19 protein-coding genes and 1 pseudogene are annotated in these 20,035 nt (G+C 66.2%); 13 read left to right on the top strand and 7 right to left on the bottom strand.

Going from position 1 to position 20,035, the window contains the following annotated elements:
• Nucleotides 1-62: 62 nt before the first annotated feature.
• A complete protein-coding gene (locus F1D05_RS29985; RefSeq protein ID WP_185443759.1) occupies nt 63-254 on the top strand; it encodes a hypothetical protein in 192 nt (63 codons plus the stop codon).
• Between the two features lie 114 nt (nt 255-368).
• Here F1D05_RS29985 and F1D05_RS29980 read toward each other — a convergent pair whose 3' ends face one another.
• On the bottom strand, nt 369-1,049 hold the full coding sequence (locus tag F1D05_RS29980) for an MBL fold metallo-hydrolase (RefSeq protein WP_185443758.1): 681 nt from the start codon (nt 1,047-1,049) through the stop codon (nt 369-371).
• Between the two features lie 68 nt (nt 1,050-1,117).
• Between F1D05_RS29980 and F1D05_RS29975 the strand changes: the two genes are divergently transcribed.
• From F1D05_RS29975 to F1D05_RS29960, 4 genes are read left to right on the top strand one after another with little or no spacing between them, the layout of a single operon-like run.
• Nucleotides 1,118-2,098 (top strand): TAXI family TRAP transporter solute-binding subunit, encoded by a 981-nt coding sequence (locus tag F1D05_RS29975; RefSeq protein ID WP_185443757.1) that lies wholly within the window; start codon nt 1,118-1,120, stop codon nt 2,096-2,098.
• A complete protein-coding gene (locus F1D05_RS29970) occupies nt 2,098-3,204 on the top strand; it encodes a zinc-dependent alcohol dehydrogenase (protein WP_185443756.1) in 1,107 nt (368 codons plus the stop codon). Before F1D05_RS29975 ends, F1D05_RS29970 begins: the two co-directional genes overlap by 1 nt.
• A gap of 21 nt (nt 3,205-3,225) precedes the next feature.
• The gene (locus F1D05_RS29965) at nt 3,226-4,233 is read left to right on the top strand and encodes a hypothetical protein (RefSeq protein WP_185443755.1); all 1,008 of its coding nucleotides are present in this window, start codon (nt 3,226-3,228) and stop codon (nt 4,231-4,233) included.
• A 1-nt stretch (nt 4,234) separates the two neighbouring features.
• Nucleotides 4,235-4,936 carry a class II aldolase/adducin family protein gene (locus F1D05_RS29960; RefSeq protein WP_206685877.1) on the top strand — a complete coding sequence of 234 codons (702 nt, stop codon included), beginning with the start codon at nt 4,235-4,237 and terminating at the stop codon, nt 4,934-4,936.
• 118 nt (nt 4,937-5,054) lie between these two features.
• Here the strand turns inward: F1D05_RS29960 and F1D05_RS43225 are convergent.
• From F1D05_RS43225 to F1D05_RS29930, 6 genes and pseudogenes are all read right to left on the bottom strand, one after another.
• Nucleotides 5,055-5,789 (bottom strand): annotated as a pseudogene (locus F1D05_RS43225) (fumarylacetoacetate hydrolase family protein); the annotation flags it as partial.
• Nucleotides 5,789-6,721: a VOC family protein gene (locus F1D05_RS29950; protein ID WP_185443754.1), complete on the bottom strand. Its 933-nt coding sequence runs from the start codon at nt 6,719-6,721 to the stop codon at nt 5,789-5,791. The pseudogene F1D05_RS43225 and the gene F1D05_RS29950, both read right to left, overlap by 1 nt.
• An 11-nt stretch (nt 6,722-6,732) precedes the next feature.
• Nucleotides 6,733-8,295, bottom strand: coding sequence for an FAD-dependent monooxygenase (locus F1D05_RS29945; protein ID WP_185443753.1), 1,563 nt, complete (start codon nt 8,293-8,295; stop codon nt 6,733-6,735).
• Between the two features lie 268 nt (nt 8,296-8,563).
• Nucleotides 8,564-9,355 carry an IclR family transcriptional regulator gene (locus tag F1D05_RS29940; RefSeq protein ID WP_185443752.1) on the bottom strand — a complete coding sequence of 264 codons (792 nt, stop codon included), beginning with the start codon at nt 9,353-9,355 and terminating at the stop codon, nt 8,564-8,566.
• A gap of 54 nt (nt 9,356-9,409) precedes the next feature.
• Nucleotides 9,410-10,429 (bottom strand): hypothetical protein, encoded by a 1,020-nt coding sequence (locus F1D05_RS29935; RefSeq protein WP_185443751.1) that lies wholly within the window; start codon nt 10,427-10,429, stop codon nt 9,410-9,412.
• Nucleotides 10,430-11,539, bottom strand: coding sequence for a family 43 glycosylhydrolase (locus tag F1D05_RS29930; protein ID WP_185443750.1), 1,110 nt, complete (start codon nt 11,537-11,539; stop codon nt 10,430-10,432).
• Between the two features lie 243 nt (nt 11,540-11,782).
• On the opposite strand from F1D05_RS29930, the gene F1D05_RS29925 reads away from it, so the two are divergent.
• The 8 genes from F1D05_RS29925 (at nt 11,783) to F1D05_RS29890 (ending at nt 20,033) form a co-directional block, all read left to right on the top strand.
• Entirely contained in the window at nt 11,783-12,973 is a 1,191-nt protein-coding gene (locus tag F1D05_RS29925) for a cytochrome P450 (protein WP_185443749.1), read from the top strand.
• 18 nt (nt 12,974-12,991) lie between these two features.
• Nucleotides 12,992-13,183: a ferredoxin gene (locus F1D05_RS29920; protein ID WP_185443748.1), complete on the top strand. Its 192-nt coding sequence runs from the start codon at nt 12,992-12,994 to the stop codon at nt 13,181-13,183.
• A gap of 3 nt (nt 13,184-13,186) precedes the next feature.
• Nucleotides 13,187-14,335 carry an NAD(P)/FAD-dependent oxidoreductase gene (locus F1D05_RS29915; protein ID WP_185443747.1) on the top strand — a complete coding sequence of 383 codons (1,149 nt, stop codon included), beginning with the start codon at nt 13,187-13,189 and terminating at the stop codon, nt 14,333-14,335.
• Nucleotides 14,227-15,465 carry an NAD(P)-dependent alcohol dehydrogenase gene (locus tag F1D05_RS29910; RefSeq protein ID WP_343066540.1) on the top strand — a complete coding sequence of 413 codons (1,239 nt, stop codon included), beginning with the start codon at nt 14,227-14,229 and terminating at the stop codon, nt 15,463-15,465. The genes F1D05_RS29915 and F1D05_RS29910 overlap by 109 nt, the downstream gene beginning before the upstream one ends.
• A complete protein-coding gene (locus tag F1D05_RS29905; RefSeq protein ID WP_185443745.1) occupies nt 15,462-16,871 on the top strand; it encodes an aldehyde dehydrogenase family protein in 1,410 nt (469 codons plus the stop codon). Before F1D05_RS29910 ends, F1D05_RS29905 begins: the two co-directional genes overlap by 4 nt.
• A 611-nt stretch (nt 16,872-17,482) precedes the next feature.
• A complete protein-coding gene (locus F1D05_RS29900; RefSeq protein WP_185443744.1) occupies nt 17,483-18,415 on the top strand; it encodes an ABC transporter substrate-binding protein in 933 nt (310 codons plus the stop codon).
• Nucleotides 18,412-19,257, top strand: a complete 846-nt coding sequence (locus tag F1D05_RS29895) for an ABC transporter permease (RefSeq protein WP_185443743.1) — start codon at nt 18,412-18,414, stop codon at nt 19,255-19,257. Before F1D05_RS29900 ends, F1D05_RS29895 begins: the two co-directional genes overlap by 4 nt.
• Nucleotides 19,230-20,033 (top strand): ABC transporter permease, encoded by an 804-nt coding sequence (locus F1D05_RS29890; RefSeq protein ID WP_185443742.1) that lies wholly within the window; start codon nt 19,230-19,232, stop codon nt 20,031-20,033. Before F1D05_RS29895 ends, F1D05_RS29890 begins: the two co-directional genes overlap by 28 nt.
• Nucleotides 20,034-20,035: the final 2 nt, after the last annotated feature.

Raw genomic sequence — 20,035 nt, 5'->3', positions numbered from 1 at the left:
TTATCGACCGTATCGTCGCCGAGGTTGCTTGCAGATCGTCAGGGACTGCTGGGCGAGCAGGCATGGCCGGCGAAATCTGGGCGGACGTCGCGGCAGGCACCGTCGCCTCGAACCTGCCCTCGAACCTCCGCATCCGGCTCCAAGCCGGCGGTACCGGCACCCAGCGACAACCTGACCAGGTCATCACCGTGCCGAACTTCTCCGACTTCACCGTCAACCTGCCAAGCCTCGCACCGCCCGGCTGGACAGGATGAGCCACCCTCAGTTTCCACCTGCAAAACAGCAGCCCAACACCCGAATCACCATAAACATCCGAGCAGCTGACCCCGCGGTCCCGGCCTCATGGGCGGGGATTGCCTAGGCAGTGATCAGAACTCGAGGGATTGTCCCGGCGCGAGCACGCTTACCTCGGTGCCCTCCGGGGCGAACTTCTTCATGACAGTGGTGTGGAGCGTCCGGTGAGCGGGCCCGAGCCCTCCGTCATGAACGGGCACCATTCGCTGCGGCGCGACTTCGGCGACGTACGAGATGGTCTCGAGCAGCTTCATCCATGGGGCGCCGGTGGGCGCGAGGAGAACCTCGGTCTGTCCCTCGGGACGGGCAAACGCGTCGCCGGGGGCGAAAACTCCTCCGATCTCGTAGGTGAGGTTGGCGGGCAGTGGAAGCGCGGGGTGGATCACCTCGTGCGGTGCGCTACCCACCCGCACTTGGATTCCGGCGATCTCGTGCTCGCCAGGCTCTAGTTCGGTGACGGCGTCAATCCCGGCCTCGCTCAGATAACTGCCGAGTCCGGCACCTCCAAAGATCGGTAGTTCGCGCCCGGCCGCGAGTGCCGCAAGTTGGCTGGGGTCTACGTGATCGGGGTGCGGATGCGTGATGAGCACGGCGTCGACGGCCACCGTCGCGGTGAGCGGCGCCGTCAGATTGCCCGGGTCCAGGATCAAGCGGCGTACCGACCCGTCGGCCGCCGCCAATTCGAGGAGTACGCACGAGTGGCCGAGTGTTGTCAGGCGGCGCGGAGACAGGCTGGCCGTCGGCTCATTGGGCATGGCATGCCTTCCACTGGTTTTGTTAGTCAGGACACCTGTATTGTAAAGCAGGATAGAACGGAAGGGCGATGATGCTCGAAGAGGACGACAGCTCTCGACTGCTGCGACTGAAGGCCGACTGGGGCGGCGCGAACCTCACTCGTGCCGCTGGATGGATCACGCAGTGGGTCTGGGACAACACAACTGACCACCGGCAGGCTGTGATCTACACCGGGCGCGGCATGGGTGACAATCTCCGCGCCCTGGGAGCCGGCGATGTCGATATCGCTCTGGCGACACCTGCGTCGTTCGCTCGGCTGGCCCGAGAGGGAGTCGGACCGTTCGAGGGCGCGCCGATCCCCGACCTCGTTGCGCTCGGGGTACTTCCCCACCGCGACGCGATGATCCCGGTCGTGCGCAAAGATCTTGGGATCACGACCCTCGCGGAACTCGCAGCTCACCCCGGCCCGCTGAGGATCTCGCTCGGGGTCAACGACCCGGACGGATTCATGGGGTTCGCGGCAGATGCTGTGCTGTCGGCTGCCGGCGTCGAACTGGAAGACGTGGTCGCGAGAGGCGGCCAGGTCACCCGGCACGAGCAGCCGTTCGACGTCATCGCTGACCTCCACGAGGGTCGAGCAGATGTCATGATCTCCGAGGCGATCATGACCCCGGACTGGCAGGAGCTTTCCCGGGACGGCTCCGTCGTCTTACTGTCTCTCGCTGATGACGAGGTCGCTGCGCTCGACCATCGCTGGGGGCTGAGAACAATCGAGCTTCCCGGCGGCTATTTCCCGCACACGGCGGACACCATCCGCGCTCTCGACTACTCCGGGTGGATCGTCGCGGCGACCAGCGGGTTGCCTGATGAATTCGCCCAACTCGTCGCGCAGGCGTTCAGTGTCAACTCGGAAGCACTTGCTCGCGGGTACCGCCATCTGCCTGTGGACTATTCGCCGCTGCGGTACCCCGTCGACCTGCCGACTGCGATCGCGACCCCGATTCCCCTTCACCCGGCCGCCGAGGCCGTGTATCTCCAGAAGATCCATGGACATGAGGAGTTGGCGTGATGCTCGCTGCAGAGGTTGTCGACGCGGAAGGCACGTTCCGGATCGGCGACATTCCCAAGCCCTCCGCCGGGGCGAACGAGGTCGTCATCCGGGTCGTTGCTGCGGGGCTGGCGCCCGGAGCATTCAACCTGCTGAGAATGGGCCGCGTCCCGATCGTTCCGACGGTCTTGGGCCACGAGATCGCGGGCATTGTCGAGTCCGTCGGCGAAGGCGTGGATCCCACGCTGGCCGACCAACGAGTACGGGTTCACCCCCTGCTCTCGTGCGGGGTCTGCGACTACTGCACGACCGACCGCGAGATGATGTGCAGCGCCAACTCGATGATCGGGCACGCGATCTTCGGACCCGACGCCATGCCCCGGTACAGCAAATACCACAACGGAGGGCTCGCCGAGTACGTCGTCGTGCCTGCCGCTAATGTCGATCTGCTTCCGGAGTCGCTGAGTTTCGACCTCGGCGCCAAAACCCACGACTTCGCAAATGCGGTGCGCGCTTTCAAACTGGCCGAGACCGAGGCCGGATCGACCATCGCCGTGACTGCCGCTACCGGAGCGATGGGAGTCGCGACCATCGCAATCGCTCGATGGTACGGAGTCCGGCGGATCATCGCAGTGGGACGCGACGAGGACCGCCTCGCAGCGGTGCAGGCGATCGATCCGGAGTTGGTCCGCACCGTCACGATCTCACCGGACGACGACGCGCGAGGGGTTACCGGTCGGATGCGCGCGATCGAGCCCGCCGGGGTCGATGCGGTGATCGACTACTTCCCGCACGGGAAGGGCACATCGTTCGTCTTCGGCGGGATCAAGACCGGCGGGCGCCTCGTGCACATGGGCGTCAACCCAGAGCCTCTGGTGATTCCTCCCGCGGCCTTCTCGGTCAACTGCATCACCTTCGTGGGAACCCGCAACGGGACCCGCAAGGACGCGCACGACGCGATGCGGCTCCTCGCCGAGGATCCCAAGCGTTACGAGGACCTGATCACACATCGGTTCACGCTCGACGACGTCGATCGTGCCCGCGACATCTTCCGCGACCGCCAGGAGCCGATGTGGATGGCTGTCGTGTCGCCGACCAGCAGAACCCACCCCGCGACCGCGGGCTGAGGGCCAAGTAGAGGAAGAAAAATGCCGACCGTCACCGAGTTGTTCGCCACGTTCCCGTTCGACCACCCACCTCGCCGGCTACTCCGCGACGAACTGGCACTCCTGTCACCGGCGGTCCCCAAGGTCCCCGGCGTCTCCTGGGATCCGATCCCGCCGCTCAAGGTCGTCCACTTCGACCAGGATTACCAAGAAGGCGCATTCATCCCGCCGCGCATCCTGTGGGAAGGCGACACAGGTCGCATCGAGTGGATGCAGATGAACTTCCGGCAGCCGATGTACCACCGGAATCTGGATGTCGATGAGATGTCGTACCAGATCCGCGGCGGCCGAACATTGATGACCGAGTTGGGGACGGTCGAGCTCGAAGGCGGCGACCTGGTGCGGATCCCGTGCGGGGTTGCCCATGACAACTTCGGCCGCAAGGCGAGTCACATTCTGTGGTACTTCCCGACGCCGCTTCGCGATGTCGGTGAGGTGGTTCGCACCAGCGAGGTTCTCATCCCGCCGTTCGAGGGCTGGGAGGCGGCCACGGTCAACGAGGTGCACACCGACTGCCTGGGGGGCCGGCACTGCGACCGCGCAGTACAACTCTCCGACGAGCGCTTGATTCTCGAGCAGGCACATCAGGAGGATGAGCGCCTGCAGGTGCTGTCGACCAAGGTGGACGAGAACCAGACGCAGTGGATCTGGCAGGGCGCCCAGCACGCGGTCGGCGTAACGGACATCACCGACAGCGACGGGCGAGAGTATCTGCGGCGCCGCAATGCCGACGAGGTGCAGTACCAGATCGAAGGTACGCGGCTGCTGGTGAGCGCGAACGGTGTCGTCGAGATGACGCCCGGCACGTTCGTGCACATTCCGGTCGGCGTCGCCTATGCGAGCATCGTGGCCGGCAGCAGCCGTCACCTCAGCACCGTCACCACTGGCAAACTCGATTGCGTATGGGAGGCGGCAACAGAGAGCTCGAGGTGGAACCTCGAAGACATCGAGGCCTATCGCGCGCGTGCGTTCGCGAAGCCCGTGAGCTGAGGTGGCCTCCGATCGCGACACAGCTATGCGCGTCGTCACCGCGAGTCGAGCGCTCGCCGACGCCGGCCAGCAGGACATGGTGTGGGGACATGTGGCCATCCGCGATCCAGCGGGCAGAGGGGTCTGGCTCAAGCGCAGCGGGCTCGGGTTCGACGAACTTGAGCCGGACGACATCCAATTGATCGACTGGTCCGGCCGGCTACTCGCCGGCCAGGGAGCTGTTCATCTCGAATGCCACATCCACCTCGAGATCCAGCGGGCCAGGACCGACGTGGGCGCCTCGGTGCATACCCACTCGCCAGCAGTGAACGCGTTCAGCGCTCTCGACGTGCCCCTTCGCGCGATCTCGCACGAGGGAGTTCTGTTCGCTGACCCGCCCGTACCACGGGCGCCGCTCTCGGGTGACCTGATCTGGAACCCCGAGCGCGGCCGCATCGTGTCCGAGGCGATCGGCACCCAGCCCGCCTGCATCCTGCCCCGCCACGGACTGGTGGCAGCCGGCGTCGACGAGGCCCACGCCGTCATGTATGCCGTACTGCTCGAAGCGGCGTGCGACCTCCACCTCCGTGCGCAGGCGTCAGGAAAGATCGTGTCCTTCTCGGATGAGGACGAGCTGCGCGACAAGCGGGCCCGAGTGTGGCCCGAGTCGCAGCTCCGCGCCGGTTACGACTACTTGGTCCGGCGGTCGTCGCCACCAAGCTGACGAGGGAGCCGCCGGCACCAGACAGCCTGCCTACTCCGCGACGACGGGGCTCTCGATCCGGGCCGACGCCATCGATCTCCACAATGACGGTGTCGCCGGGGTGAAGGAAGACCTGAGGGTCACGCCGGAACCCGACCCCGCCGGGTGTGCCCGTGAGGATCAGGTCTCCGGGCCGGAGGACGGTGAATTCCGAGATCGTCGCGATGAGCGTGGGGATCGAGAAGATCAGGTGGGACAGATCGGAGTCCTGCAGCGTCTCACCGTTCAGGATCGTGCGGATGCCGGCGGTACTCACGTCCACCTCGTCCGTACCAAGAAGCAACGGGCCGAGGGGTGTGGCGCCATCCCATGCTTTGCCCTGCAACCACTGGTGGGTCTTGTACTGGTAGTCCCGCATAGTGACATCGTTGGCGACCGTGTAGCCCAGGACGTGTTCGAGGGCGGACTCGGGGGAGATCCGACGACCAGGACGGCCGATCACAACGGCGAGCTCCGCTTCATAGTCGACCTGCTCGGATTCAGCAGGGACCGGGATCGGGCGATCGGCGGCGATGAGGCTGTCGGCGTACTTGGGGAAGAGGACGGGGTAGGTCGGGAGGTCTCGCTTCGTCTCCGCGATGTGCGCATGAAAATTCAGCCCGACACAGAAGATCTTCTGCGGAGCCCAGGTGGGCGGCAGCAGCTCGACCGAGCCTGCGTCGACGACGGCGTCTTCGTCCCGATCGGCTTCTCTCAGCGCGTCGAGGCCGGTGTCCGCGTCGATCCGCCGGATTCCCCGCAGTGGAATGTACTTTTCACCGTCGACGACGCCGACGTGCTCGAAACCATCCTGCCGATACGAAACCCAAGCCATCAGATCCTCGTTTCGCTCAAGCCGCGCCAGGCCGGGGTCTGGCCGCCCCAGAGGTTCACGGTCTGAGGCGCGGGAGTCCAGCGTCGAGGCACATAGTCGACGCGGTCGTCGTGGAACTTCTCCATCTCTGCCGACAACTCGATGTGGTTCCCGGCGGGGTCGTCGAAGAACACAAAGAGGTTGTTCCCCGGCCCGTGGCGTCCGGGCCCCCAAGTCACCGGGACGTCCAACTCGGTCAGTCGGTCGCACCACGACTTGAAGTCCTCCCACTCCGCGAGGTCATAAGAGTAGTGGTCGATGTCACCGGCGCGCCCGACACGCACGATCGCCAGCGTGTGATGGTCTCGGTCGCTGCGGAGCCAGGCGAAGTTGCCGTCCTTGAGCTGATCCGACATGCGGAAGCCGATGACACCGGTATAGAAGGCAACCAGAGGCGCGACGGCGACGGTGCCGACCGTGGTGTGCTGGAACTTGATGGGCCGCCGACCGGTGTCGGCGGCGTTCTCACCCGACCGGCGCACCTCGCTGTGGAAATGAACCGTGTTGCCGTCGGGGTCGGTGACCACCAGCCCGTCAGGCGTGCCCACGGCCGCGTCGATGTAGCTCGGGTCAAGGTCGGTACAGGTGGAACCGGCGGTCTCGAGGCGTCGGCGGATGCCGTCGAGGCCGGCCTTGTCGCGGACCTCGAACCCGAAGTGGGCAAGTCCCTGCTCGCCTGGGAGGAGGTCAATCACGTGGTGGCCCTCTCCCCAACCGAGACGGACGGCGCCAGCCGGCGAATCGGCGTGGCGCACCATCCCCAGCGTGCGCGTGTAGAAGGTCTCTGCCTCGTCGACGTCAGGGACCGTGAACCCGATGTGCGAAACGGCGGTGCGGCGCAGCCGGCCGGCGTTCTCCTCGTCCGGCAGGGTGATGCGTTCCGGTCGTTCCATGGAATGTCCTTTCAGCGGGTCGGCGCTGCCGCGATCGGCTGCGCGTGCGTGAAAAAGCCGAGATCGGAGATGACCTCTTGCAGTTGTCCGGCGGCCGCGACAGCCGCGACGACCCGATCAGGGCGGATGATCACGAACGATCCGCGAGCCGGCTCGAACTCGGAATAGAGCCGGGTGTCGAGGTCGATCGCTATGCCGATCGGATCCGGCCGGTCGTACACCAGGTCGTCGAGCGGAACGTCGAGGAGGCGTGCGTCGATGCCGCGCAGCGAGTCCATCGCTTGCGACCACTCGACGTCGCCGCCCTGGCCGAGACCGACCGCCACCACCGACCAGCCCTGCCCGAGAAGTTCGTCGAAGGGCAGGCATCGATGTGAACCGAAGTCGAAGACCAGGGGTTGTCCGATCACGGTTCCGACCAGCGGATTGCTCGACGGATCGTGAACGGCGCCGGAGACGATCCGGGTGCTGGGGCGGTAGCGCATCTCCTTGAAAAAGGCTCGACCCGCCTCGGACTCGAGCGCACGGCGTACCACCTGGTCGCGGAAGCGCGCGATACGCGGGTTGGTGGTCATCACGATCCGCCCGAGTCGTTCCGAGCTGCGGATCACCGCCTCCGCGTGCGGTCTCCGTTCGACTTCGTAGCTCTCCAGGAGCGATTCGTGCGCTGACCCCTTCACCACCGCCGCGAGCTTCCACGCCAGGTTTGCCGCGTCACGGATTCCTGTGTTGAGCCCTTGGCCCGCGAACGGCGGCATCATGTGCGCGGCGTCACCCAGCAGAAACGCGCGGCCGGAGTACCAACTGGCCGCGCTCAGACCATGGAAGCGGTAGGTCACCGCCCGCTCCACCTGATCCGGCGCGATGGAGCGATGAGGCTCCAGAAGTCTTTGGATCAGCTCGAACGGCGGGTCGCTGGTCGCATCACACTCACCGGGATACAGGTAGAACTCGTAGCGGCACCGTCCGTGCAGTCCGGGCACGATCACATACGGTCGACGTGGATCGCCGTGATGCATCCCGTACCGCTCTTTGTGGGCGTCTCCAAGAGCGTCGATGACGAGCCAGACGTCATCGTGGCTCCGCCCGCTCATGGTGATCCCCAGCAACGATCGAACGCGCGAGCGTCCCCCGTCTGCGCCCAGCGCATAGCGTGCGGATATCTGCCCCTCGCCGGCAGGACCGACCGTCTGGGCGACGATCCCCTGATCGTCTTGCTCGAGCCCGATCAACTCCGTGGAGAACCGAAGGTCGACGCGGGGGCTCCGCTCAAGCGCCGCATGGAGAACACGTTCGAGATCGGGCTGGGCAAACGGATTCTTGAACGGATAACCCGACCGGTAGGGCACTGCCGCTCGAGCATGGAAAACCGGCTGATTGTCGCTGTCGTAGTAACGAGTGCCGGTGCCCGGCACAATCGCCCTCAACACGTCGGCCACAATCCCCGCGCGTTGGTAGGCACGCAACGACTCGTCATCAAGGCTGATCGCCTTCGGGTCGTCCGCAGTACCGGCGTTCTTCTCGACCACCGCCACGTCGACGTCAAGAGCGGCCAGGAGCGCCGCGACAGTCATGCCCACCGGGGCCGGCGCCAACGACCAGCACGTCGGTAGGGCGGACGGGGTGAGTCATTCACGCTCCCTTGCGCCAGTGTCCTGTCTTTTAAGTCATCATACCCGAAAAACAGAACACGCGAAGACCGTAGTGCTGGTACTTCGAGGTCCGGCGCGCCGCCGGCGCCGCAGCTGGCCAGTTTCAGGCGCGCGCCGCCGGCGAAGGGGCCACCCATCCCACGAGGCGCCGACCGGCGTGGGAGGTGGCCGCGATTCGAGAGGCGGGCGGTCAGCGCCCGACTGCGGCCGCGTCTTGGGTGATCACTTCGGCCGTCGACCTGACAGAGGCCACGAGGTCATCGATTTCGGTCAGCGCCACAAGGGGCCGGATGAAGACCATGCTCACCGCTGCGAGCACCTGGCCGTCGCGGCCGAAGACAGGCGCTGCGATTCCGACCGCGTTCGGGTCCACCTCGCCGTCGGTCAGCGCGAATCCCTGCTGGCGGATCTGCGCCAGGCGCTCGATGATCTCGTCGGGCTCGACCAGAGTTTTGGGCGTGAACTTGCGCACCTGGGTCGTAGCCAGCAACTCGCGTACCGTCGCTTCCGGCAGCCACGCGAACAGGACGAGCGCGGAGGCCCCCGCGTTGAAATCGAGGACGGTTCCCCGCTCGTAGGACAGGCGCACGTACTGGCCGTACGCTTCCTCGCGCTCCAGGCAGATGACCGCGGCACCCATCTGCTTTGTCAGCAGGACCGTTTGACGGTATCGCTCGGCGAGGTCCCGCATGCGCGGCAGCGCCAGCGCGGTCAGGTCGTACCCGGTCCGAGCGATCCGCGAAAGCTCCAGGATCCGCAGGCCGAGGCGGAAGCCGCCCCGACCCGTCTCGGCGAGGAAATCGGACTGCACGAGCGTCTGCAGGTACCGGTATGCCGTCGAGCGCGCGACTCCGAGATGCTCGGCGACATCCAGTGCAGTCAGCTCCGGCCGCTCGTCGCTGTACAACTGCAGGATGCTCAGCGCGCGGTCCGCGGTGCTGTTGCGCTCGCGGTACCCACTGCCTTCGGCCATGCCCGTCATTCAATCAGACCTTGCCAGTTACCGAAGCCGGTGGAGCAATGGGGGTGATGTCGGTCAGGGCGTGACCTCGGCTTCGAGGTGCAGGCTGCGGTTGCTCTCGACCTGCCAGGTCGCCCCCGCGTCGTGGCTGATCATGGCCTGGCCGCCGCCGTACGGGTCGGCGTCGGTGTAAGCGATGCCGTAGGCGCCGGTCGCCGACTTCGTACTGACGGTCAGCGCGAACTGGTCACCCGGCTGAACCGGCAACGGACGGTCAAGCCGAAGCCCCACCCAGCGCGCGGCCCATGACACCTGGTTCGCGGGAATCTCGACGGACTGGACGGTCGCGCCGATCGCGCCGTTGTGGACGCGCTTCAGTTCCAGCGTCACGGGCGCATTCGGGTGTCCGCTTTGGAAGCTTGTGAAGCGCACGCCGGTCAGCTTGCCGCTCTTCGGGATGGTGAAGGTCTGCGCCCGTGCCAGGCTGCCGCTCACATCCCAGTGGGTGCGGTAGCCGGCGTGACCGGTCGAGATCGCGGGTGGCGGAGGAAGGATCGCTGGGCGCCCGGTCGGGATGGTGACCTGGTAGGAGTTGCCGCACTCGATCGGCAGGATCACGCCCGCGTCGTCGAACCTGAGCGGCTGCCAATAGTGCTTGGCGAGGGCCTCGTTGGCCTTGGCGTCCATCCAGACATCCGACTGGTAGAGGTAGATCGTGCCGGCGTTCGTCTTGATCGGCAGGACGTCGGTCGGCTGGCCGCCGCACGACGTGGTGGTCAGGTTGGTGCCGGTGATGACGGCGCCAGGGCTGTCCCATTTGTCCAGTCCGTTCGTGAAGTCGTCCGCGAGCAGTACCGTCCCGTCCGGAGCCGTCACCGACACCGCCGCGACCGTCGCCCGCTCGCCATCACCATTGCTCTGCCGGAAGCCCACTTTCCCGCTGCCGGCGGCAAGCCCGGTGGTGGTGTCGACGAGTTGCCCGTCGATGCGGGTCTCGATCGTTCCGCCCGCGACGCTGATCTCGATGTCATAGCTTTGGCCGGTGGCGATCGGCTGTGGCAGGGGAACCGTGGTCGCCGAGCGGCCAGGGATCAACTACGTGAGATTGCCGCCGGACGCACCCGCATGGGGGTAGTTGCCGATCAGCCATTGGTAGCTGCCCGCGTTGGATGCGCGGACCACCAGTCCCACTTGCCCGTAGTCGCTCGCGGCGGCCCGCTCGGGCGTCACGGTCGCGCGGAAGGTGTAGTCGCTCCAGTCCTCCCCTGTCCGGCTGAGACCGATGCCGCCGCCGTCAATGTGGAGCGCACCGTCGACGACCGACCAGGCGTCCGGCGTCATGCCAGTACCAGTCCAGGGACCGAGCGGACTGGTTGCGGTGACGAACCCGGTACCAGTGGTCGCGTAGCCGCGGTTCGGGTCCGAGTAGGTGAGGTAGTAGGTACCGGCCCGTTTGAAGATCGTCGGCGCCTCGGTACGGCGAATGCCCACCCGACTCCAGGCACCGGACCCCGTCGTGTAGGTCTTGTCGAGACGTTCCACGACCAGATCGCCGTCGCGCCGCCAGTCGGTGAAGGCCAGGTACGCCTGGCCGTCGTCATCCACGAAGATCTGGTGATCGCCGTAGTTGACAGCCCGCGGCGGCCCCTCGGGCGCGGCGAGATCAGGCTCGGCGACCTCGACGAATCCGGCGGCCGGACTCTTCGAGGTGAAGACCCGATACCCGACCCCGTTGTCGTAGGTATTGATCCACAAGACGTACCTGCCGGTCTGCTTGTTGAAGACCACGTGGGGCCGGTAGCAGCCGTACGTCGTACCGTCGCACCGGCTCTGCCAGGTCGAAGTACTCGCGTCGAACAGAAACCCGCGCGGAGTCCAGTTCACCAGGTCGGGCGAACTGTAGGAGACGAAGCCACAGAACGGCGCACCCGGCGTGTTCCACTCGTAGCCACACCCGTACGCCGTGCCGTACAGGTAGTACGTGTTGCCGAAACGCTGGATCTGCCCGTCGTGAGCGTCGATCGCCTCACCGTGTACATCGAACCGGATCGCAGCGTTGCCCTGGGCATCTTTGTTCACCAGCGTCACGCTGCTCTCCGCCCCCGGCTGTCCCCGATCCGGCCGCGCTTCCGCGGGCCCGACCGCCGACAAAGCGACGCCGGCCAGGAGAACCGGGACGACCAACAGGCGAAGTAGGGCAGACATCGTCGGCACACCGACCTTTCATGATGGACAAGGCTGCCGCGCAGAGAATCTGAAAGGTTTCAATCGGCAGTTCGAGCAGCCTATGACCGCAACTGAACCCCCACAACCCCCCGGCCCTGTCCGATTCCGGCAGAAGAACAGTTGTTGCATCTGGCAGGACTGTCGTATTGAATGATAGGAAAGTCTCCGGGATGGAGACCAGAGCTCCCTACGTCTATAGGCACCCGATCGACGGAGATTGACATGGCTTCACCAGCCGTCCGCCCTGAGACCGATCTTGACCTCTTCGCGCCCGAGATCGTTGCGGACCCGTTCCCGCCGCTCGCGAAGCTGCGCGAGCAGAGCCCCGCGGTCTATTCGACCAAGTGGGACTTCTACCTGCTGACCCGCTACGCCGACGTCCGCGCCACTGCCGCCGATTGGGAAACCTTCACCTCGGCCGAGGGCGTCGCGCTCACCGAGCAGTTCAACCAGCAGATCGCGGACTCCGTGCTCGCTACCGACCCGCCGGAGCATGACGCGCTCCGCGCTGTGCTCTCAGACAAGCTCGCGCCGCGCGGCCTCGCCAAGGTACGTCAGCAGATCGCGAACTACGCCGACACCCTGGTCGCCGAGCAGGTCGCGAAGGGCACCTTCGACGGCGTCGTCGACATCGCCCGTGTCTTCCCCATCAACGTGGTCGGCGACCTGGTCGGCCTTCCCATCGAGGGTCGCGAGAAGATGCACCCCGGCGCGGACGCAACCTTCGCCGGCTTCGGCCCGTTCGGCGACTACGTTCTCGCGCACCTTCCGCAACTGCAGGCGTACCACCAGTGGATGGGAACGATGGCCGATCGCTCCAAGCTTGCTCCCGGGGGGTGGGGCGAGGCCATCATGGATGCGGTCGACGACGGCCGGCTGACGCAATTGGGCGCGGTCCGTACCGTAAGTGCGTATCTGACGGCAGGTATGGACACGACGGTGAACGCGATCGGCGCGCTGATGACACTGTTCGCGCAGCGCCCTGAGATCTGGGAAGCGCTCAAGGCGGACCCCGCGCTGGCCGGCCCCATCTTCGAAGAGATCCTGCGACTGGAGTCACCGGTCGTCGGGTTCTGGCGGGTCGCAACCAAGGACGCGAGATTCGGCGACGTCACCGTCCCGAAGGGATCGAAGGTCCTCCTGCATTGGGCGGCCGCGAACCGCGACCCCGCGAAGTACAGCCAGCCGGACGAGTTTCGCATCGACCGTAACCCGCTCGACCACGTCGCCTTCGGGTACGGAGTCCACGCATGCGCGGGTCAGGGGTTGGCGCGAATGGAAGCCGTCACTCTGCTTGAAGCACTCGCCTCGCAGATCGACCGGTTCGAACTCGCCGGGGAGCCCGTGCGGGGCAAGAACCCCATCGTCCGCGGCTATGACTCGGTACCGCTGACTGTCACCCCGCGGAGCTGAAGAATGGAAGTACGAACCATGGAGATCGAGGTCAGGCGTTCAGCCTGCGAGGGCCACGGGCTGTGCGAGCAGACCGCGCCCGAGGTCTACGAGTTGGACGACGAGGATTACGTGCGCCTGCGGGTGAGCGAAATCCCCGAGTCCCTTCAGGTCGCTGCCGCCGCCGGTGCACGGGTTTGCCCGGTTGCGGCCCTTCGAGTGCGGGACTGACCGGTGACACACCTGGTTGTTGTCGGCTCATCGATCGCCGGCGCAACCGCGGCCGGTGCTCTGCGATCGGGAGGGTTCGCGGGAGACATCTCGCTCATCGGCGAGGAAGCCCCGCAACCCTATTCACGCGTACCGCTGTCCAAGGGCGTGCTCGCCGGTACCGAGACACTCGAAAGCGCCACTCTTGCCGCTCTGCCTGATGACGTGAACCTGGTGCTCGGTTCGGCCGCCACGTCGTTGGATGTCGAGGGTCGGTCCGTGCAGCTCGCCGACGGTGTCGTGATGCCGTACGACGGTGTGATCATCGCCACCGGCGCGCGGGCCCGGAGGTTGGCACGCAAGGGTCAAGCCGGGGAGCATGTCATACGCACACTCGACGACGCAGCAGCCATCGCCGCACGAATTCCGATGGCCCGAAGCGCGATTGTCGTCGGCGCCGGTTTCCTCGGGATGGAAGTTGGATCCACGCTCCGCTCGCGGGGGCTCGACGTGACCCTCGTCGATCGGGAACCTCCGCTGCGGCGCCTTCTTGGACAGTGGCTTTCCGACTACCTGATCAAGACGGCCGACGAGGCAGGCATCCGCTTCCACATCACGCCGGGAGACGTGGAACTACTCGGCAATCCCATCTCAGGGGTCGCCTTCCGCGACGGCAGGAAGCTCGAAGCCGACGTCGTCGTGTGCGCGGCAGGAGACCTCCCGAACGTGGAATGGCTCGCAGACTCGGGACTTCACATCGCCGGTGGCTTGGTCGTCGATGCCCGCTGCCTCGCCGCTCCCCGGGTTGCAGGCGCCGGCGATGTCACGTCGCGCGAAGTCAAGCCCGGAGTCTTCCGGCGTACTCCCCACTGGAGCAACGCGGTCACTCAAGGACGGGCGGCCGCCGCGGTGCTCCTAGATCCGGCAGTACCTCCCTATCAGCCCGACCACTACTTCTGGACAGAGCAGTTCGGCATCGACCTCAAGATCGCCGGCGAATTGCCGCTGGCGGGGCAGCCGGAGATCATCGACGGCGATCCCGCGAGCGGATCAGCGGTTCTGCGATGGCACCACGACGGGCAACCGGTCGCGGCCGCCTCCATCAACTTCAGGCTCCCGGTGGTCAAACTCAAACGTCTCGCTGCGCCAGCGACCGGGACCGCGGCCCGATGACCACCACGACCCTCGCGGCGGTGGCGCACGGAGCCGGTGAGCCATTCACGCTCGAGGAGGTGGAACTCGACGACCTTCGCCCCGACGAGGTACTCGTCGATGTCGTAGCGGTCGGCATGTGCCACACGGACATCAGTGCGGGCCACGGCACCATCCCCTTCCCCACGCCGGGTGTTCTCGGCCACGAGGGCGCAGGCAGAGTGTCCGCCGTCGGATCCGAAGTCCACCGCGTCCGACCGGGAGACCCGGTGCTGATGTCGTTCACGTCATGCGGCCGTTGTACGGCGTGCCGCGGCGGTCATCCGGCTTATTGCGACTCTCACCTGCCCTGGAACCTACTCGGCGGACGCCGGGCCGACGGCAGCTCGACCATTCGGCGTCCGGATGGCACGGAACTGAGCGGGCATTTCTTCGGACAGTCGTCGTTCGCCCATCAGGCGATCGTGGACGAACGCAGCCTCGTCCTCCTCGAACCCGACACCACCGACGACGACCTCATCCGCTTCGCGCCGCTGGGGTGCGGTGTGCAGACGGGTGCAGGCGCGGTGATCAATGTTCTTCGCCCGACATCCGACACAGTCATGGTCGTCACCGGCGCGGGCGCCGTCGGACTCGCCGCCGTGATGGCCGCCGCTGCTCTGTCGGTGGGCGTCGTGATCGTGGTCGACCGCGTCGCGGAGCGCCTCGAGCTGGCCCTCGAGCTGGGCGCGACCCACTCCATCAACGCCGAGCAGGCGGACACCACCGAAGAACTGCGAAAGATCACGCAAGGGCGAGGCGTTGATGCTGCGATCGAAACGACGGGCAACGTCGGCGTGCTCGAAATGGCGATCGAATCCCTTGCCATCGGCGGCAGCTGCTTCGTCATCGGTGCGCCGCCCGCAGGCTCACGAGCATCGTTCAACGTCAACGCGCAGCTACCTGGGCGACGGATCGTCGGAGTGACTCTCGGCGACAGCGAGCCTGAACGCTTCATCCCTCAGTTGATCGCCCTCCATCGCGCAGGCCGTTTCCCCTTCGACCGCCTCGCACGGCGGTACCCGTTCTCGGAGATCAACCGCGCCGCCGAGGACGCCGCGCGTGGGGTCGCGATCAAACCTGTCCTCGTCATAGCGAAAGGCCCGCAGTGAACCGCCGGCAACAAGCACAGGCGAACGCGACGACGTTCCCCGACATCTCCCCGGTCACAGGGAACGCGCTGAACGAATTCCCCGCTATGACGCCGTCGCAAGCTCTGGACATCGCCCAAGCAGCCGCCGTCGCACAACCCAACTGGGCGGCGCTGCCGTACTCCGAGCGCAGACGAATCCTGCTCGCCGCCGCGGACGACCTGGAAGCACACCTCGGGGACCACGTCCAGACGCTCGCGCTCGAGATCGGCGCGACAAGACCGTGGGCCGAGATGAACGTCCACGAGGCGGCAGCGACGCTCCGCGAGGCCGCCGCGCTCACGAGTTCACCCATCGGTGAACTCCTCCCGTCGTCAGACCCGAACGTCGTCAACCACTCCCTGCGCATCCCGGCCGGCGTCACTCTGTCGATCGTGCCGCGGAACGCCCCCGTCATCCTCAGTGCCAGATCAAGCGCGATCTCCCTCGCGGTCGGTAACGCCGTGGTGATCCGCCCCAGCGAAGAGTCGCCGATCGCAGCCGGCATGATCCTCGCCGACGCACTCCACCGCGCCGGCGTACCGAAGGATGTCGTATCAGTCGTGACGACCCGTCCAGGCGACGGGCGCCAGGTGATCACCGCTCTCATCCAATCGCCTCACATCCGACGAGTCGCATTCATCGGATCGACACCCGTAGGCCGAGCGATCGCAGCTCAGGCCGGCGCAGCATTGACCCCCGCAATCATGGAACTCGGTGGCAAAAACGCGACGGTGGTGAGACACGACGCCGATCTCGAGCGGTGGACGCCGGCGTTGGCGTTCTCCTCGTTCGTCAACTCAGGTCAGGTCTGCATGTGCACCGACCGCATCCTCGTCCACCGGTCCCGATTCGACGAGACCGTCGAACGACTGACCACCATCGCCGACAGCATGATGGTCGGCGATCCACGCGACCCCGCTACCGACATCGGCCCCGTGATCAACGATTCCGCCGCACGCCGGTTCGCAGAGCTGATCACCGACGCGCGATCCGCGGGAGCGACGGTGATGGCCGGGGGCGACATCGACGGCCGCCACGCCCGCCCGACAATACTGACCGAAGTGCCGACCGCGTGCCGCTTCGCCACCGAGGAAGGGTTCCTTCCCATCGTGGAGGTGCTCCCGTTCGATTCCGACGACCAGGCTGTAGAGCTGGCGAACTCGCTCGAGGAAGGCCTCATCGCCAGCGTCATGTCCGCCGATCGCGATCAGGCGTACGCGGTCGCACAGCGCCTTCGCACCGGAGCGGTCCATGTCAACGGACCGTCCGTCGGTGATGAGCCCCACGTGCCATTCGGCGGGATAGGCGCCTCCGGGATGGGCCGGCTCGGAGGAACCGAATCGCTGCACTTCTACACCGAACAGCGCAGCCTCTACGTCCACTGACCGAATCGAAGAGGCGCCAGGCGCATCAGGGGACATCCTCCGCAGACAACGACTTCAGATTTCGCCGTCATTGCCAGCGCGCGCACTGGACTCGTTTGATAGCTGCTGAGGGCTGTATGAGCTCACTTTCGACCGCCTGAGCCCTTTGACGACGCGGTCCTGGACATCACACCTAGTCCACGCGGCGGGACCGGCCGCGGTCCACCGCCCCTCACGAGACCACTCCACGACGCCGGCGTAGGAATTCCTCGACCCGTCGAGACCCGTGCGATCCACCGAGTGGCGGACCGTCGCGTCGAACCAGGTGTCGCGGAGCCGGCCTGCTCACGCGCCTTGGATACGTCGGCTTTGAGGGCCACACGCCACGGTCAGGATTGCGGTGGTGGATTTGGAGCGTGCACTCGTCCCCGATCAGCGGCCTGTTGGCCGGTACTGCACCGCCGGCGGGATCGATATCTCTGAAATGACCTTCTCCCTGTCCTTGACAGGCCATCGCAAGTCAGCAAGTCTCTTGGTGACCACATGACATGAGATCACCTGCGATATCACGTTCGGATGCGGTCACCGTCACTAGACAGGGGTGCCCGATGGGTAAGGGTCGAATGATTTGGGTGTGGCTCGTTGTGGCCGCCACGGTCGCGGTCGCGGGCTGTGGATCCGACTCGTCGGAGGCAGAGGGGAGTGGTGGTCCGACCAAACTGACGGTCGGCGTCGGAGCGGGACCGTTCGTCGCGCCACTCGAGACGGCCCAGTTCAGCGATGCGGGTTTCGACGTCACGCGGCAGAACGTAACTTCTGGCTCGGTCGCGGTCCCGTTGGTGCTCAACGGCCAGCTGAAGTTCAGTCAGGCGGATGCGGTCGGCGCGCTCACCGCGATCTCCAAGGGTGTACCGCTGGTGTTCGTCGGGTCGGTGACCTCGACCGGTGCGACGGCAGACCAGGACAGCACGGCCATTCTGGTCAAGCCCGGCAGTGGCCTGAAAGCGGCCGCCGACCTGAAGGGCAAGAAGGTCGGGGTGAACGGAATCGGTGGTGCCGCGCAGCTTGCCGCCGCGGCGGCAATCGACAAGCTCGGTGGGGATTCCACGAAGGTCGAGTTCGTGGAGATGCCCCCGAACTCGCTGACGGGGGCTGTGGCCGATGGGACCCTCGCGGCCGCGGTCACCAGCCGGTCCGAGGGGCAGGCAGAGGGGCTCGATCCGATCATCGCTCCGACCGCTGAGGCGATGCCGTCCGCGCCGCTGATCGTGTGGGTCACGTCCAAGCAATACGCCGAGAAGAACCCCGAGGTCGTCGAGCGGTTCGCCGCGGCTGCCGAGAAGGCCAACGACGAGCTTGCTCACGACCCCGAGCGCGTCCGCAAGATCGTGGTGGAGAAGGCGACCGCCAAGATCAGCCCGGAGCTGGCGAAGACGATGGCCCTTCCCCAGTTCGCTCCGACGACGATCCAGCGCGACCGGCTTCAGACGGTCGTCGACCTAATGGTCCAATACAAGGTCATTCCGAAGCCGATCGACCTCGACACGGTGCTCGTCGCTTCATGAGCACCGTGTTTGCGGACGAGAAGGTCATGGCCCGGGGTCGGCCAGACGGCGATGCCCGTCGCCGGGTGGACCGCACCCGTGCGTGGCGGCTGGCCGGCTCCGCGTTCTCCTTCATCGCGCTCATTGTCGTCTGGCAGTTTGTCGTCCATCGCGGGCTGCTTTCCCGCCGGGCGGTGGCGCCACCGACGGCGGTCGCCGACGCCTTGTGGAACATGCTCGGGACCGCGGAGTTCTGGTCGACCCTCGGGAGCACCGTCCGTACCTGGGTGACCGGGCTCCTGGTGTCGATCGCGATCGCGATCCCGGTCGGGCTGGTCCTCGGTGGCAGCGATCTGCTCTACAGGTTGTTCCGGGTGGCGATCGACTTCCTGCGGACGATCCCGCCGATCGTGCTGCTGCCGCTGGCGCTGCTGGTCTACGGTGCCACGCAGCAGACCGCCCTGCTCGTGATCGTGTTCGGCTCGGTCTGGCCGCTGCTCCTGCAGACCATGTACGGCGTGCATCAGGTGGATCCGGTGGCGAAGGACGTCGCCCAGGCGTACTGCTTGCGCCGCCACGAGGTGGTCTTCGACCTCGTCGTCCCGAGCGCGGCACCGTTCATCGCGACCGGGATCCGGATCGCCGCCACGATGAGCCTGCTGCTCACGATCGGCACCGAGCTTCTCGGCGGTGTGCCCGGGATCGGCTCGAAGATCGCGATCGCGCAGACCCAGTACGCCACGATCCCGACGATGTACGCCTACGTCGTCGCCGCGACCGCCCTGGGCGTCGTCCTCAACCTCCTGATGATGCGACTCGAGAGGAGAGCCCTGTCATGGCACGCAGCACATCGAACAGCGTGACGACCATCGGTCGTCGGGCAGGCAACAGCGCGATCGAGCTCGCTGTCCCTGTCCTCACCGTCGCCGTGTGGTGGGTCGCCTCGTCGGGGTCGACGTCGCTTTACTTCCCGCCGCTGTCCGAGATCGTCGCGACGTTGTGGGATGTCTGGTTCGGGTCGAACTTCGTCTCCGATGCCGTGCCGAGCCTGTGGCACCTCGGCGTCGGCTATGGGTTGGCCGTCGTCGCCGGCATCTCGCTCGGTGTCGTGCTCGGTCTGATTCCACCGCTGGCGGCCGCGATGAACCCGCTGCTCGAGACGCTACGGGCGGTGCCGGGCCTGGCGCTCATACCCGCAGCATTGCTCGTCCTCGGGATCGGGCCGACGATGCAGGTCGTCACGATCGCCTCGGCGGCAGTGTGGCCGATCCTGCTCAACACCGTCGACGGTGTCCGCGGAATCGATCCGCTCGTCGGCGACGCCGCTCGCAGCTATCGCATCGGCTGGACCGATCGGACCTTCCGGCTCATCATCCCGGCCGCGAGCCCACAGATCGTCGCCGGCCTGCGGACGTCGGTCTCCGTTGCCGTCGTGATGGTGGTCGTCAGCGAGATGGTCGGGGCCACCCATGGGATCGGCTACCAACTGCTACACGCGCAGCGGTCGTTCGACATCACGGGCATGTGGGCATCGATGGTCCTGCTTGGAGTCCTCGGCTACGTGCTCAACGTCGCCTTCCGCGGCTTCGAGCGCGTCGTGCTCGGCTGGCACCGCGGCATGACTGGGACACAGGGATGAGG

It is taken from the genome of Kribbella qitaiheensis, assembly GCF_014217565.1.
In the GTDB taxonomy this organism is placed as follows: domain Bacteria; phylum Actinomycetota; class Actinomycetes; order Propionibacteriales; family Kribbellaceae; genus Kribbella; species Kribbella qitaiheensis_A.
This window is presented reverse-complemented; position numbering and strand designations above follow the sequence as displayed.

Bases quoted from the DNA above. Each gene is read 5' to 3' on its own strand.
- F1D05_RS29985 (WP_185443759.1), top strand. From the start codon at position 63: ATGGCCGGCGAAATCTGGGCGGACGTCGCGGCAGGCACCGTCGCCTCG.
- F1D05_RS29980 (WP_185443758.1), bottom strand. From the start codon at position 1,049: ATGCCCAATGAGCCGACGGCCAGCCTGTCTCCGCGCCGCCTGACAACA.
- F1D05_RS29975 (WP_185443757.1), top strand. From the start codon at position 1,118: ATGATGCTCGAAGAGGACGACAGCTCTCGACTGCTGCGACTGAAGGCC.
- F1D05_RS29970 (WP_185443756.1), top strand. From the start codon at position 2,098: ATGCTCGCTGCAGAGGTTGTCGACGCGGAAGGCACGTTCCGGATCGGC.
- F1D05_RS29965 (WP_185443755.1), top strand. From the start codon at position 3,226: ATGCCGACCGTCACCGAGTTGTTCGCCACGTTCCCGTTCGACCACCCA.
- F1D05_RS29950 (WP_185443754.1), bottom strand. From the start codon at position 6,721: ATGGAACGACCGGAACGCATCACCCTGCCGGACGAGGAGAACGCCGGC.
- F1D05_RS29945 (WP_185443753.1), bottom strand. From the start codon at position 8,295: ATGACTGTCGCGGCGCTCCTGGCCGCTCTTGACGTCGACGTGGCGGTG.
- F1D05_RS29940 (WP_185443752.1), bottom strand. From the start codon at position 9,355: ATGACGGGCATGGCCGAAGGCAGTGGGTACCGCGAGCGCAACAGCACC.
- F1D05_RS29930 (WP_185443750.1), bottom strand. From the start codon at position 11,539: ATGTCTGCCCTACTTCGCCTGTTGGTCGTCCCGGTTCTCCTGGCCGGC.
- F1D05_RS29925 (WP_185443749.1), top strand. From the start codon at position 11,783: ATGGCTTCACCAGCCGTCCGCCCTGAGACCGATCTTGACCTCTTCGCG.
- F1D05_RS29920 (WP_185443748.1), top strand. From the start codon at position 12,992: ATGGAGATCGAGGTCAGGCGTTCAGCCTGCGAGGGCCACGGGCTGTGC.
- F1D05_RS29910 (WP_343066540.1), top strand. From the start codon at position 14,227: ATGGCACCACGACGGGCAACCGGTCGCGGCCGCCTCCATCAACTTCAG.
- F1D05_RS29895 (WP_185443743.1), top strand. From the start codon at position 18,412: ATGAGCACCGTGTTTGCGGACGAGAAGGTCATGGCCCGGGGTCGGCCA.
- F1D05_RS29890 (WP_185443742.1), top strand. From the start codon at position 19,230: ATGGCACGCAGCACATCGAACAGCGTGACGACCATCGGTCGTCGGGCA.